We start from the raw sequence: 13,701 nt of genomic DNA on the forward strand, positions 1-13,701 counted from the left end.
TGCCCCCCCCCCCGGGGGGCTCCCCCGGGGGCCCCGCGCGGCCGCGGGGCGCGGTGGGGGGGGTCCCGGGGTGGGGGGGGGGTGCCGGGCCCCCCCCCCACCTCCAGGGCGGCACCCGCACCTCCAGGGCGGCACCCGCACCTCCAGGGCGGCACCCGCACCTCCAGGGCCGGGCGGGTCCTCCCCGCCCGCCCCGGGCTCAGGCGCCGTCGCGCGGCGGGCGGTCGTCCGGGCCCTTCGGGCCGCTCGGGCCGTCGGGGCCGCCGGTCCCCTCCGGGCCCTCGGCCGGCCCGTCCGTGTCCTTGGGCGGCCTCGGCTGGGAGGCCGTGAAGCCGCCGAAGCCCCGGCGCATCCGGTCGCCGAGGTCGCCGGCGCCGCCCGCGATGTCGTTCACCAGCTTCATCAGCGGGTCCTTGGAGCCGCGCACGTGCGTGGCGTAGCTGGACGCCGACTCGCGGAAGGAGTCCCGGACCGAGGTGTCCTTGTCCTCGTCGCGCCGCGGGTAGTGACCGTCCATGATCCGCTGGTGGTCCCGGGACGCCGCCCACTTCTTCAGCTCGGCGGCCCGCACCGTGGTGAAGGGGTGGGAGCGGGGCAGCACGTTCAGGATCTTCAGCACGGAGTCGCGCAGGTCGCCCCCGGCCTCGTACTCGTCGGCCTGCTCCAGGAACGCGTCCACGTTCATCTCGTGCAGGTGGTTGCCGCCCGCGATCTTCATCAGGCCCCGCATGGAGGCCTGCAGGTCCTGACCGACCAGCAGACCCGCGCGGTCCGCGGACAGCTCCGACTTGCGGAACCACTCGCGCAGCGCGGTCACGATCGCCATGATCGCCAGGTTGCCCAGCGGGATCCACGCGACCCGGACGGCGAGGGACGTCAGGAAGAGCAGGACGGTCCGGTAGACCGAGTGCCCCGACAGCGCGTGCCCGACCTCGTGCCCGATGACCGCCCGCATCTCCTCCTCGTCCAGCAGCTCGACGAGGCCCGTGGTGACGACGATGATCGGCTCGTCCAGGCCGATGCACATCGCGTTCGGCTTCGGGTCCTGGTTGACGTACATCGCCGGGACCTTCTCCAGGTCCAGGATGTAGCAGGCGTCGCGCAGCATGACGTTCAGATGGGCGAACTGCCGGTCCGAGACGCGTACCGAGTCGGACAGGAACAGCAGCCTCAGGCTGCGCTCGGGCAACAGGCCGCTCAGCGCCTTGAAGACCGTGTCGAAGCCGCTCAGCTTGCGCAGCGCCACCAGGGCGCTGCGGTCGGCCGGATGCTCGTACGCACGCGAGGAGATCCCGGGGAAGCGCCTGCGCTGCCTGCTCGGCACCTTCTCGTGCCCGTTGTGCTGGTGGCCGTCGGACATGTCTTCCCCCATGTGCGTGTGTGAGGCCTGTGCGTATGTCTGGGCCTTTACGAACCCTTGTATGGCCCTTTGCTCCCCCGAAGCCGAGCCCAGCCTAGGCGGAGATACCGTGGACGGGCAGTGCAACGAAGGAGTCCACGTCATGGAGTACACCCCCCACACCGACTGGCTCGCCTCGGCGGTGACCGCGGCCGAGCAGCAAGGTCCGGGGAATCTGCTGCGGGTCGTGCTGATCGTGATGGTGGTGGGTTGTGTGCTGACCGCGTGGTTCCTGCTGCGGGGGTACAAGCGGAAGGACGACTGAGGCGACCCGAAGGTTCCCCCCGGCCCGGTCCCAACGGCGGAGTCGGCGTGATCGTCCGCGAGGTGCCCGCATACGATGAGCGGACGTCTTTATCCCGCCCACACCGGATAGGTCCTGCCGAAGATGAGCTTCCACAGCACCGCTGCCCAGTTTGTCACCCTCGCCTCCGAGGGCGGCGCAGAGCACAGCGGCAACCATCAGAGCCTGAACCCCTACGTCACCGGCATCGGCGCGTTCGTCGCGCTGATGCTCCTGCTGTGGATCACCACCCGGTTCAACCGCGACCGCTGAGCGCGGGGTCGTGGGGGCGGCAGGAGCTCTCGGGTCGGGCCGGTAGGGTCTGCACGCATGGGAGAGCAGGACATGCCTACCGGTCCGGCGCACGACACGTCGAACACGCCGGCGCGTGACACACACAGCCGCGCGGTGCCCGCCCGCGCCACCGGCCGGGGCAGTGGACCGACGCCGTCGGGCAAGCGCCGTCTCGGCGTCATGGGCGGCACCTTCGACCCGATCCACCACGGACACCTCGTGGCGGCCAGCGAGGTCGCCGCGCAGTTCCACCTCGACGAGGTGGTGTTCGTACCCACCGGCCAGCCGTGGCAGAAGAGCCACCGCACGGTGTCCGCGGCCGAGGACCGTTATCTGATGACGGTCGTCGCGACCGTCGAGAACCCGCAGTTCTCGGTGAGCCGCATCGACATCGACCGCGGCGGCCCCACCTACACCGTGGACACCCTGCGCGACCTGCGCGCGCTCAACCCGGACGCGGACCTGTTCTTCATCACCGGCGCCGACGCCCTCGCCCAGATCCTCACCTGGCGCGACAGCGAGGAGCTGTTCTCCCTCGCGCACTTCATCGGCGTCACCCGGCCGGGCCACCACCTGACGGACGACGGACTCCCCAAGGGCGGCGTCTCGCTCGTCGAGGTCCCCGCCCTCGCCATCTCCTCCACGGACTGCCGTGCGAGAGTCGCCAAGGGCGACCCCGTCTGGTACCTGGTGCCCGACGGAGTCGTGCGCTACATCGACAAGCGCGAGCTGTACCGCGGCGAGTGAGTCGAGAGGGGGCACCGGTGAACGACGGATACGACGCGGGGTACGACGACGGCGGCCCGTACGAACTCGTCGGATACGACGAGTACGGCCGACCCGTGTACCGCCAGGCCCAGGGCGAGGCCCCGGCCCGGCCGGGCGGTCAGCAGCCGTACGACGCGTACGCGCGACAGCAGGACCAGCGGGACCAGCAGTACGGGCAGCAGGCGTACGGCTACGGCCAGGGCTACGACCCGTACGCCGGGGGCGGGCAGCAACCCGCCCCCGGCTACGACCCCTACGACCCCTATGACCCGTACGACTCCCGGACCGGCCACGAGGCCGGCGGGCAGTCCTCCGTCCCCGGCTACGACACCGGTCGGCAGCCCTCCGCCTCCGACGCCTCCGACGCCTCCGCCGGCTACGACGGCTACGCGTCCGGCGGGCCGCAGGGCGGCCGGGCGACGCCGCCGCAGTACGACCCGTACGACCCCTACGGCCAGGCGGCGGCCGGCGGCGGGCAGTCCCGGGTCGCCGAGCAGACCGCCTACATCCCGCAGCAGGCGGGCCCGCCCGGGGAGCCCGCGGAGGAAGCCCCCGCGGAGACCGCCGAAGCCGACGGGGACCGGGAGTACCGCACCGAGCAGTTCGCCTTCGTCGAGGAGCCGACCGACGACTCCGAGGACGTCATCGACTGGATGAAGTTCACGGAGAACCGCACCGAGCGCCGCGAGGAGGCCCGGCGGCGCGCACGCACGCGCGTCGTCGCCCTGGCCGTCGTCCTGGCACTGGTCGCGGTCGGCGGTGTCGGCTACCTCTGGTACGCCGGAAAGCTCCCCGGAACGTCCTCCTCGGACGACACGGCGGGCGGTACGACGGCGGCCGGCGCCCAGAAGCGCGACGTGATCGCCGTCCACCTGCACGACACCAGCGGCGGCGGCACCTCCACCGCGCTGCTCGTGGACAACACCACCACCAAGCGGGGTACCGCCGTGCTGCTGCCCAACTCCCTCGCCCTGACCGGCGACGACGGCACCACCACCACGCTCGCCGAGTCCGTCGACGACGCCGGCCCCGACGCCACCCGCACCGCGCTCGACTCGGTCCTCGGCACCGACATCGAGGGCACCTGGCGCCTGGACACGCCGTACCTCCAGATCCTCGTCGACCTGGTCGGCAACATCGAGATCGACACCGACACCGACGTCCCCGACCCGGAGGCCAAGGACAAGGGCGCCACACCCCTCGTGCGCAAGGGCGAGGGGCAGACCCTCAGCGGCAGGATGGCCGTCGCCTACGCCACCCACCGCGGCTCCGGCGAAGCGGCCGACGCCGAACTGCGGCGGTTCGGGCAGGTCATGCAGGGAGTGCTGCGCAAGCTGTCCTCGGACCCCACGGCCGCGACGACCACCATCCAGACCCTCGGGCTGATCCTCGACCCGCCGCTGACCGAGAAGGACCTCGGCTCCTTCCTCGCCGGGCTCTCCGACCTCGCCAAGGGCGGCGACTTCGAGACCGCGCTGCTGCCCGTACAGGACGACGGCAGGCTCAGCGCCGAAGCCGGTGACGGCATCGTCAAGGACGTCCTGGGCGGTACCGCCAAGAGCCCCGACAAGGACGCGGCCGTCAGCGTCTCCGTCCGCAACGCCACCGGCGTCGAGGACAGCGCCGGCAAGGCCCGCGTCGTCCTCCTCAACGGCGGCTTCACCTTCCTGGAGGGCGGCACCGCGTCCGGCACCGAGGTGTCGTCGAAGGTCGTCTACGCCGATGCCGCCGACAAGGAGAACGCCGTCCAGGTCGCCAAGACCCTGGGCCTGCCCACCGCCTCCGTCACCCAGGGCGAGGTCTCCGCGAACGCGAGGGTGTCGGTGGTCCTCGGTCAGGACTACGAACCGGCGTCGTAGGCGGCGGGTGATTATCACGTGGGCTGCCGTCGGCGGTCGTGAGACCCTTGAGGTCAACCGACCGCCGACCCGAAAGCCAGGCAGTGACCGCGACCGACCGCTCCATCGAACTCATCAACACCGCCGCGCAGGCGGCAGCCGACAAGCTCGCGCACGACATCATCGCCTACGACGTCAGCGACGTGCTGTCGATCACGGACGCCTTCCTGCTGGCCTCCGCGCCCAACGACCGCCAGGTCAAGTCGATCGTCGACGAGATCGAGGAACGGCTCAGCAAGGAACTCGGCACCAAGCCGGTACGCCGCGAGGGCGACCGGGAGGCCCGCTGGGTCCTGCTCGACTACGTCGACATCGTCGTCCACGTCCAGCACAGCGAGGAGCGCGTCTTCTACGCCCTCGAGCGGCTGTGGAAGGACTGCCCCGAGCTGGAGCTGCCCGCCGACGCCAAGGCGACCCGCGGCAAGGCCGAGGAGCACGCCAGGCTCCGGGCCGCCGAGGAGGCGACGGAGACCGACGGGGACTGGCGATGAGCGCCACCGGCGAGGTGACGGCCGGACAGCCGGGCCGCGGCCGCCGTGTCATCCTCTGGCGGCACGGCCAGACCTCGTGGAACGTGGAGCGCCGCTTCCAGGGCACCACGGACGTCGGCCTCACCGAGACCGGCGTCGCCCAGGCCCGCCGCGCCGCCCGGCTGCTGGTCGGCCTGAGGCCGGACGCGATCGTCGCCTCCGACCTCAGCCGGGCCGCGAGCACGGCCGCCGAGCTCGCCGCGCTGACCGGCCTGGAGGTGACCTTGGAGGAGGGCCTGCGGGAGACCTACGCGGGCGTCTGGCAGGGGCTGACCCACGACGAGATCATCGCCCGGCACGGCGAGGAGTACGCGGCGTGGAAACGCGGCGAGCCGGTCCGCCGCGGCGGCGGTGAGCTGGAGACGGAGGTGGCCGACCGCGCCGCCCCCGTGGTGCTCCGGCACGCCGAGAAGCTCTCCGAGGACGGCACCCTCGTCGTGGTCAGCCACGGCGGCACGATCCGCACCACCATCGGCCGGCTGCTGGGTCTGGAACCGCACAGCTGGGAGAGCCTCGGCGGCCTGACCAACTGCTGCTGGTCCGTGCTGGGCGAAGGCGCCCGCGGCTGGCGTCTGCTGGAGCACAACGCCGGCACGCTGCCGGAACCGGTGCTCGGCGACGACGACTGAGCCCCGCTCGGCGGGCCCGGGACCCGGATTTCACTTTCCGGCAGGTCGCAGGCTAAAGTTCTTCTTGTTCGCCCCGCCGAGCGGAGCGAAAGACCATGTGGCTCAGCCGCGTGGCACCAGGGGCTATAGCTCAGTTGGTAGAGCGCCTGCATGGCATGCAGGAGGTCAGGAGTTCAATTCTCCTTAGCTCCACAGCCCACGGACGAATCCCGTCCCCTTCGGGGGACGGGATTTTTCGTATCCGTCCGCTTGAGCAACAGGAGTCCCACAGGCGTATACCCCGGTGGGACTCCGTGTCCGGACTGGTACTGAGGCGTCGCTGACCGTGTTGGCCCGGTCGTGGCAGAATCAAACGGCCGGAAGGGGACCGCGACCCGACGGGAGGGAGTGGCGATGCCTGCGAGCATCCGCGAGGAGGTCGGTCACCTCCTCGGCTCAGCGGTGACACGCGACACGTCGACCCGTCTGCGCTGCCCTTCCTGCGGTTCCGCGCACGTGGCCCAAGTCCTCGGCGACAACGGCGGAATCTCCTACGTGTGCACGGCCTGCGGCCACAGCTGGAGCTGATCGATGGGTGCACACAGGCGGAAGTGCGACTGGTGCGGCAGCGGCACCCCGATCGTGCGGGACATGGAGCCGGTCAACCCGGACTACCAGTACTGGTGCGAGGAGTGCGCGCGGGCGCTGATCATAAAAGGCGACCCGATCGAGACGTACCGCGAACTCGAGGGCGAGCCGATCTACGGCCGGCTCCTCGAGGAGCACTGCACGCTCAAGCGGTTCTATTCGTTCGTCACGGCGTAGCGGTACGGCCCGGCGGTCCACGCAGGAGAGTAGAGCAAGAGGGCAAAACGGGCATAGTGGAAACGATTTGGTGTTGTGCCCGGTCGACCGTGTAATGTTGGCGTCGCCGCCGGGGAAACCGGGCGGCAGACTGCAAGGGGCTATAGCTCAGTTGGTAGAGCGCCTGCATGGCATGCAGGAGGTCAGGAGTTCAATTCTCCTTAGCTCCACAGGAAGAGGGAGAAACCCCCCGGATCACTGATCCGGGGGGTTTCTTCATGTGCCCCTTCCGCGCCGCCTCCCGCGTCAGCGGCCGAGTGCCCGGCGGCCGCGCCCCGGGGACAGGACCGGCAGGCTGGTCCGCGAGGACGGGGCCTGTCCGCGGCCGTCCTCCTCGATGCGCAGGGCGAGCGCCGGACAGCGGCGCACCGCGCGGACCGCCTTGGCCTCCGCGAAGCGCGGCACGTCGGCCTGCGCGACGGTCGGAAAGCCGTCGGCGCCGAGCTGGAAGACCTCCGGGAGGATGTCCGCGCACAGACCGTGGCCCCGGCACAGCGTCCAGTCGACGTAGATCTTCTGGCGGCTGGGCCCGCCCTCCTCCCCACCGCCTCCCGGGCCGCCCGCCGGGGTCCTGCCGCCCTCGAAGAGCGGCAGGACGCCCTCCACGGGCCGCCCGCAGCCGTTGCCGAGGACATGGGCGGCGAGATCGTCCGTGAACGCCTTGACGGTCGACTCCAGGAACATCGCCGAGCCGTCCGGGTGCGAGCAGGCGCCGCGCCGCTTCACGTTCCTCGCGACCTGCTTGACCGCCTCCAGGGCGGCCGGGCCGCCGCCGTTCAGGATGTCCTCCAGGCCGCGCGCGGCGGCCGGCAGGCCCAGGTAGCAGGGGCCGCACTGGCCCGCGCTCTCCTGTGCCAGCCACTGCGCCACCCGCAGCGACTCGCCCAGCGGGCAGGTGTCCTGACCGATCGGCAGGATCGCGCCCGCGCCGAGCGAGCCGCCCACCTGGTGCAGGGAGTCGCGGGAGACGATCGCCTCGCCGACGGTCGCCGCGTCGATCCACTTGCCGTGGTAGCCGCCGGTCAGCACGCCCTGCGGCACCGGCGGGGCGCCGGCCAGCTGGAGGACGTAGCGCAGCGGCACGCCCGTCGGCACCTCGACGACCATGGGGCGGGCCACCGCCCCGGAGACGGTGAGCATGACGGTGCCCGGCTCGTCGTACAGGCCGGTGTTGCCGTAGCGCTCCGGGCCGATGCGGGCGGCGATCGCCAGCTGGGCGAACGTCTCGGCGTTGGACAGCAGGGTCGGCGCGCCGCCGACGCCGCTGCGGGACGCGCTGACCTTGCGGCCGGGCGGGATCGCCGGGCCGCCGTCGATGGAGCGGATCAGCGAGGCCGCCGCGCCGGTGACCATCCGTACCGGATTGCGCTGCACGCGCGCGCGGAGGGCGGAGCGGCGTCCGTTGTTCAGTCCGCGTTCGGCGAGGGCGGCCTCCATGGAGCGCTGCGTGGACTCACGGGTGACCCCGATGACGAGGGTGCGGGCGCCCATGGCCTCGGCGCACAGCAGCGCGCCGTCCAGGATCAGGTGCGGGGCGCGGTTGATGAGCACCGTGTCCTTGCGGCAGGCCGGCTCGTCCTCACTGCCGTTGACGACCACGACCGGCCGCACGCCGCGCTTGATCGCGGCTTCGGCGACCGAGCGCAGCTTCCTGTGGAAGGGGAAGCCCGCGCCGCCGCGGCCCTTCAGGTTGATGCGTTCGGAGAGCTGCGCGAGCTGCTCCCCGCCCATCGGTTCGAGCGGGCCGTGCACCTTGAGGTGCATCGGCAGGTCCAGGCGCTCGACAAGGTCGAAGCCCGACGTGAGCTGGGGAAGCCCGACCACACGGACTTCTGGGACGTCGGGCAGGGCCTCGTTCACCACGTTCCTCCGGAGGTGCCCCGGCCTTCGGGCCGGATCAGACCGGGCTGGTTGCGACCCGGCTGGTGTCGGTCGTGGAAGACCTGCTGGGTCGCTGACCCGCAGGCGGCGTGAGCCAGGAATCTCCTGTCGGCTGGCAGAGGAGGCGGATGGGGCAGAGGAGACGGATGGGGCAGAGGAAGCAGAAGGATCAGAGGGGGCACAGGGGGCACAAGGTGAGGGGTCAGCGGGGGCAGAGGGTGAGGGGTCAGAGGGTGAGGGGTCAGAGGGGTCAGTTGAGGCCTCCGGCGGAAGGCGTGTTCCAAGGTTCGCCGGAACCCGGTGCGTCGAAGTCGTGGGACGACGACGGCGCACCGGGGACCGGTTCGGTGGCGGGACCGCTGTTGTACGTGTCGCCCGGGTAATACGTGTCGTGGACCGCGTTCGCCTCACGGGTGTCGCGCACGTCACTCGAGCCGTGGCCCGAGGTGTCCGTATCGCCGTAGACCGGGATGGTGTGTCCCGTGTCGTCGAGCGGGTCGTAGACCGACCGGGGTGCCTCGCCGACCGGCGGCGGGGACGGTACGGGCCAGCTGCCCGAGATACTGCCGGCGCCGTCCGCGAAGGGCATCGCCTCGGTGGGCCGCATGTCCGGCGGTGGGGCGGACGCGGTCGTGTCGGCCGTCAGCGGCCGCCGGTGTGCGCCCGAGGGGCCGGACACGGCCCGGTAGGCCGCCGCGAACCCGCCCGCCGGTTCCCGCGGGGTCAGGCGCTCGGCGGGCGCGTACAGCGGTGCGGAGACCCCGCCCGCTCGCGGTGCCCCGGCAGGCTCGTAGCCCGGCAGCGCGGCGGTGTCCGTCCCCCGGCCCCGGCCCTCCGCGGGCTCCTCGCGGACCGGCCGCTCCCCGGCCCCCAGGAGGCCCGCGATCCGGTCGGCGACCTTGCGTTTGACCGGGCGGGGCGCCGCGCGCAGTGCCAGGGCCGCCATGACGCCGAGCATGGACAGGCCGTACAGGATCAGGAAGACCGGCTTCGCCGCGCGCCCCGCGTAGAGCCCGTGCAGCAGCGCCAGGCACCACGCCGGGTAGGCCAGCATGTGCATGGCCCGCCAGCGGGCGGCCGCGGGCGCCGGGGACGCGAAGCGGTTGCGCAGGGCGCCGGTGATGCCCACGAAGAGCATGAGCATGCTGGCCAGGGTGCCGAAGCCGATGAGCACGCCTCGCCCCCCGAACGACTCGTCGTCCGTGGCGAGCAGCCCGAACGGGACCACGGCGGCGACCCAGGTGGTGTGCTCCCGTGCCAGCTTGACCCCGATGTGCAACAGCAGGAAGACGAGCGAGGCGACCGCGGTGGTCCGGTGTACCGCCTGGGCCAGGATCCGCCGGCGGGCGTCGAGGACGATCCGGTCCTGGGCGACGAGTCCCCAGATCACCGAGCAGCTGAGGAGGACGAGGGAGAGGACGCCGGCGCCGAAGTCGAGGAACTCCGCGAAGGTGTCGTCCGCCGTGCTGTCGTTCGTCACCACGGCAGGCCTCCCCACGTCACGGACGCGCGGGGAGGGTGCGGGTGCGAGCGGCTGCCGAGGGGGTGGCTCAGGGGAAGGGCGGGAGGGCGTGAAGGGTGTGGAGCGTGTGGAGGGTTCATGGGGCAACTCCGGAGCGGTTCGGGGTAGCGGTCCCGCTGCCGCACTCTAAGTGGCGCCATACCCGCGGGTACGAGGTTTGAGTTATTGCGTTGTTATCAAATGACAATGCGCTCGTAGTGATGTCCCCATAGTGGTCGTTACGCGAAGTAACCATTGGCCCCGGTTCACGATCACCGGCCGTGAGGCGGCCGTGAGGCGGCGGGGAGGTGTGGCGGGGAGGTGTGGCGGGAGGCGAGGTGCGGACCGCCGGAAGCACCTCGCGACCCGATCGACGACTGCGGTACCCTGACGCCATGCGTGCCGTACGCCTTCTGCTTAGCGAGCCGCGCTGATCAGTCCCGACCCCGGTCGTAGTCCGGTGGCCGGAATCGGCGCGGCGTCCCCTCCTGTGCGAGGGGATTTTTCATTTCCCGGCATTCACAGCCGCTGGTCTTGAATGTCGCAGCCGCTGGCAGAGACGATCGATGGAGCTTTGAGGATCATGAGCGAGACGAACCCCGCGGCGACCGCCCCCGTGACGGCGGACGCCGCGCCGCACCGCTACACGGCTGCCATGGCCGCCGAGATCGAGGCACGCTGGCAGGACTTCTGGGACGCCGAGGGGACGTACGCCGCGCCGAACCCCAAGGGTGACCTGGCGGGCGACGCGGAGCTGGTCGCCAGGCCCAAGAAGTTCATCATGGACATGTTCCCGTACCCCTCCGGTGCGGGCCTGCACGTCGGTCACCCCCTGGGCTACATCGCCACCGACGTCTTCGCCCGCTTCCAGCGGATGACCGGCCACAACGTCCTGCACACCCTGGGCTTCGACGCTTTCGGCCTGCCCGCCGAGCAGTACGCGGTGCAGACCGGCACGCACCCGCGCGTGTCCACCGAGGCCAACATGAAGAACATGCAGAGCCAGCTGCGCCGGCTGGGCCTGGGCCACGACAAGCGCCGGTCGTTCGCCACGATCGACCCCGAGTACTACAAGTGGACCCAGTGGATCTTCCTGCAGATCTTCAACTCCTGGTACGACCAGGAGGCGCGCAAGGCACGGCCGATCACCGAGCTGGTCGCCCAGTTCGAGTCGGGTGAGCGGGCGGTCCCGGGCCACCCCGGGCGCGCGTGGAGCGCGCTGAGCGACGCCGAGCGCGCCGACGTGCTGGGCGGCTTCCGTCTGGCCTACGCCTCCGACGCGCCCGTCAACTGGTGCCCCGGCCTGGGCACCGTACTGGCCAACGAGGAGGTCACCGCCGACGGCCGCTCCGAGCGCGGCAACTTCCCCGTCTTCAAGTCCAAGCTGCGCCAGTGGAACATGCGCATCACCGCCTACGCCGACCGGCTGCTGGACGACCTGGACGAGCTGGACTGGCCCGAGGCCATCAAGCTGCAGCAGCGCAACTGGATCGGCCGCTCCGAGGGCGCCCGCGTCGACTTCCCCGTCGACGGCGAGCGCATCACCGTCTTCACCACCCGCCAGGACACCCTGTTCGGCGCGACCTACATGGTGCTGGCGCCCGAGCACCCGCTGGTCGAGAAGTTCACCCCGGCCGCCTGGCCCGAGGGCACGCACGACGTGTGGACCGGCGGTCACGCGACCCCGACCGAGGCCGTCGCCGCGTACCGCGCGCAGGCCGCGTCCAAGTCCGACGTCGAGCGGCAGGCCGAGGCCAAGGACAAGACCGGTGTCTTCATCGGCGCCTACGCGACCAACCCGGTCAACGGCGAACAGGTCCCCGTCTTCATCGCCGACTACGTGCTGATGGGCTACGGCACCGGCGCGATCATGGCCGTCCCGGCGGGCGACCAGCGCGACTTCGAGTTCGCGCGCGCCTTCGAGCTGCCGATCCGCTGCATCGCCGAGCCGACCGACGGCCGGGGCACCGACCCGGCCACGTGGGAGGACGCCTTCGGGTCGTACGACGCGAAGATCATGAACTCGTCCAACGACGAGATCAGCCTGGACGGCCTGCCCGTCGTCGAGGCCAAGGAGCGCATCACCGAGTGGCTGGAGCGCACCGGCGCCGGAGAGGGCACCGTCAACTTCCGGCTGCGCGACTGGCTGTTCAGCCGCCAGCGCTACTGGGGCGAGCCCTTCCCGATCGTCTACGACGAGGACGGCGTCGCGCACGCCCTGCCCGAGTCGATGCTGCCGCTGGAGCTGCCCGAGGTCGAGGACTACTCCCCGCGCACCTTCGACCCGGACGACGCCGACACCAAGCCCGAGACCCCGCTGTCCCGCAACGAGGACTGGGTCAACGTCACCCTGGACCTGGGCGACGGCCGCGGCCCGCGCAGGTACCGGCGCGAGACCAACACCATGCCCAACTGGGCCGGCTCCTGCTGGTACGAGCTGCGCTACCTGGACCCGCACAACGGCGAGCGGCTGGTCGACCCGGAGATCGAGCAGTACTGGATGGGCCCGCGCGAGGGCCTGCCGCACGGCGGCGTCGACCTGTACGTCGGCGGCGCCGAGCACGCCGTGCTGCACCTGCTGTACGCCCGCTTCTGGTCCAAGGTCCTGTTCGACCTGGGGCACGTCTCCTCGGCCGAGCCGTTCCACAAGCTGTTCAACCAGGGCATGATCCAGGCCTACGTCTACCGCGACAGCCGCGGCATCGCCGTGCCGGCCGCCGAGGTGGAGGAGCGCGACGGCGCCTACTACTACCAGGGCGAGAAGGTCTCCCGGCTGCTGGGCAAGATGGGCAAGTCCCTGAAGAACGCGGTCACCCCCGACGAGATCTGCGCCGAGTACGGTGCCGACACCCTGCGCCTGTACGAGATGGCGATGGGTCCGCTGGACGTCTCCCGGCCGTGGGACACGCGCGCGGTGGTGGGCCAGTTCCGGCTGCTGCAGCGGCTGTGGCGCAACGTCGTCGACGAGAACACCGGTGAGGTGACGGTCGCGGACGTCGCCGAGGCCGACATCGACGCGGACACCCTGCGCGCCCTGCACAAGGCCATCGACGGCGTACGGCAGGACCTGGAGGGCATGCGGTTCAACACCGCCATCGCCAAGGTCACCGAGCTGAACAACCACCTGACGAAGGTGGGGGGCACGGTCCCGCGCACGGTCGCCGAGCGCCTGGTGCTGCTGGTCGCGCCGCTGGCCCCGCACGTCGCCGAGGAGCTGTGGCGCAAGCTGGGGCACACGGACTCGGTCGTCCACCAGGACTTCCCCGTCGCCGACCCGGCCTACGTCGTCGACGAGACCGTGACCTGCGTCGTGCAGATCAAGGGCAAGGTCAAGGCGCGGCTGGAGGTCTCCCCGTCCATCTCCGAGGAGGACCTGGAGAAGGCGGCGCTGGCCGACGAGAAGGTCGTGGCCGCGCTGGACGGGGCCGGGATCCGCAAGGTGATCGTGCGGGCGCCGAAGCTGGTGAACATCGTTCCCGCGTAGGCGGGAGGAGCGCTCGGAGGGGCAGGGCCTCTGGACCGGGCTCTTCGGGGGCCGGTGTTCCGGGTGCTTCTGAGGGCCGGTGTTTCGCGGGGTCCGGGTGGTCCGGGTGGTCCCGGTGGTCCGGGTGGTCCTGGGGCTGGGGCTGGGGTGAGGCTGGGGTCCGGGGGTCCGGGGTCCCCTCAGGGCAGGCT

Annotated in this window: 12 protein-coding genes and 2 tRNA genes; 11 read left to right on the plus strand and 3 right to left on the minus strand. The window is 71.4% G+C overall.

All coding sequences use genetic code 11. The features are described 5' to 3' along the window. Window positions 1-199 precede the first annotated feature (199 nt). Entirely contained in the window at window positions 200-1,360 is a 1,161-nt protein-coding gene (locus tag ACP4J0_RS12175; protein WP_426598661.1) for a M48 family metalloprotease, read from the minus strand. Between the two features lie 142 nt (window positions 1,361-1,502). On the opposite strand from ACP4J0_RS12175, the gene ACP4J0_RS12180 reads away from it, so the two are divergent. The 10 genes from ACP4J0_RS12180 to ACP4J0_RS12225 all read left to right on the plus strand — a co-directional run bounded on the left by ACP4J0_RS12180 (window position 1,503) and on the right by ACP4J0_RS12225 (window position 6,814). Next, window positions 1,503-1,664 (plus strand): hypothetical protein, encoded by a 162-nt coding sequence (locus ACP4J0_RS12180; RefSeq protein WP_426598662.1) that lies wholly within the window; start codon window positions 1,503-1,505, stop codon window positions 1,662-1,664. A gap of 123 nt (window positions 1,665-1,787) precedes the next feature. Further along, window positions 1,788-1,955, plus strand: a complete 168-nt coding sequence (locus ACP4J0_RS12185; protein ID WP_426519830.1) for a hypothetical protein — start codon at window positions 1,788-1,790, stop codon at window positions 1,953-1,955. Between the two features lie 57 nt (window positions 1,956-2,012). Beyond that, entirely contained in the window at window positions 2,013-2,723 is a 711-nt protein-coding gene (gene nadD / locus ACP4J0_RS12190) for a nicotinate-nucleotide adenylyltransferase (protein ID WP_426598663.1), read from the plus strand. A gap of 17 nt (window positions 2,724-2,740) precedes the next feature. Further along, a complete protein-coding gene (locus ACP4J0_RS12195; protein WP_426598664.1) occupies window positions 2,741-4,603 on the plus strand; it encodes an LCP family protein in 1,863 nt (620 codons plus the stop codon). A gap of 83 nt (window positions 4,604-4,686) precedes the next feature. Then, complete coding sequence (gene rsfS / locus ACP4J0_RS12200) at window positions 4,687-5,133, plus strand: ribosome silencing factor (protein ID WP_398130560.1); 447 nt, start codon at window positions 4,687-4,689, stop codon at window positions 5,131-5,133. Continuing rightward, a complete protein-coding gene (locus ACP4J0_RS12205; RefSeq protein WP_426598665.1) occupies window positions 5,130-5,801 on the plus strand; it encodes a histidine phosphatase family protein in 672 nt (223 codons plus the stop codon). Before rsfS ends, ACP4J0_RS12205 begins: the two co-directional genes overlap by 4 nt. Window positions 5,802-5,920: 119 nt before the next feature. After that, window positions 5,921-5,993: transfer RNA gene (locus ACP4J0_RS12210), tRNA-Ala, on the plus strand. 201 nt (window positions 5,994-6,194) lie between these two features. Continuing rightward, entirely contained in the window at window positions 6,195-6,368 is a 174-nt protein-coding gene (locus ACP4J0_RS12215; RefSeq protein WP_426598666.1) for a hypothetical protein, read from the plus strand. 3 nt (window positions 6,369-6,371) lie between these two features. Next, the gene (locus ACP4J0_RS12220; protein ID WP_003976229.1) at window positions 6,372-6,605 is read left to right on the plus strand and encodes a hypothetical protein; all 234 of its coding nucleotides are present in this window, start codon (window positions 6,372-6,374) and stop codon (window positions 6,603-6,605) included. 136 nt (window positions 6,606-6,741) lie between these two features. Continuing rightward, window positions 6,742-6,814 (plus strand) — tRNA-Ala (locus ACP4J0_RS12225). Window positions 6,815-6,890: 76 nt separating this feature from the next. Here the strand turns inward: ACP4J0_RS12225 and ACP4J0_RS12230 are convergent. Both ACP4J0_RS12230 and ACP4J0_RS12235 read right to left on the minus strand, forming a co-directional pair. After that, window positions 6,891-8,504 (minus strand): NADH-ubiquinone oxidoreductase-F iron-sulfur binding region domain-containing protein, encoded by a 1,614-nt coding sequence (locus ACP4J0_RS12230; RefSeq protein ID WP_426598667.1) that lies wholly within the window; start codon window positions 8,502-8,504, stop codon window positions 6,891-6,893. A 271-nt stretch (window positions 8,505-8,775) separates the two neighbouring features. After that, window positions 8,776-10,008, minus strand: coding sequence for a cytochrome b/b6 domain-containing protein (locus ACP4J0_RS12235; protein WP_426598668.1), 1,233 nt, complete (start codon window positions 10,006-10,008; stop codon window positions 8,776-8,778). A gap of 601 nt (window positions 10,009-10,609) precedes the next feature. Between ACP4J0_RS12235 and leuS the strand changes: the two genes are divergently transcribed. Continuing rightward, entirely contained in the window at window positions 10,610-13,510 is a 2,901-nt protein-coding gene (gene leuS / locus ACP4J0_RS12240) for a leucine--tRNA ligase (protein ID WP_426598669.1), read from the plus strand. Window positions 13,511-13,701: the final 191 nt, after the last annotated feature.

Source organism: Streptomyces sp. WG7, from assembly GCF_049975785.1.
Taxonomy (GTDB): Bacteria; Actinomycetota; Actinomycetes; order Streptomycetales; family Streptomycetaceae; genus Streptomyces.

Excerpts from the sequence above, each read along its gene's own strand:
- ACP4J0_RS12175 (WP_426598661.1), bottom strand. The coding sequence starts at position 1,360 with ATGTCCGACGGCCACCAGCACAACGGGCACGAGAAGGTGCCGAGCAGG.
- ACP4J0_RS12180 (WP_426598662.1), top strand. The coding sequence starts at position 1,503 with ATGGAGTACACCCCCCACACCGACTGGCTCGCCTCGGCGGTGACCGCG.
- ACP4J0_RS12185 (WP_426519830.1), top strand. The coding sequence starts at position 1,788 with ATGAGCTTCCACAGCACCGCTGCCCAGTTTGTCACCCTCGCCTCCGAG.
- nadD (WP_426598663.1), top strand. The coding sequence starts at position 2,013 with ATGGGAGAGCAGGACATGCCTACCGGTCCGGCGCACGACACGTCGAAC.
- ACP4J0_RS12205 (WP_426598665.1), top strand. The coding sequence starts at position 5,130 with ATGAGCGCCACCGGCGAGGTGACGGCCGGACAGCCGGGCCGCGGCCGC.
- ACP4J0_RS12215 (WP_426598666.1), top strand. The coding sequence starts at position 6,195 with ATGCCTGCGAGCATCCGCGAGGAGGTCGGTCACCTCCTCGGCTCAGCG.
- ACP4J0_RS12220 (WP_003976229.1), top strand. The coding sequence starts at position 6,372 with ATGGGTGCACACAGGCGGAAGTGCGACTGGTGCGGCAGCGGCACCCCG.
- leuS (WP_426598669.1), top strand. The coding sequence starts at position 10,610 with ATGAGCGAGACGAACCCCGCGGCGACCGCCCCCGTGACGGCGGACGCC.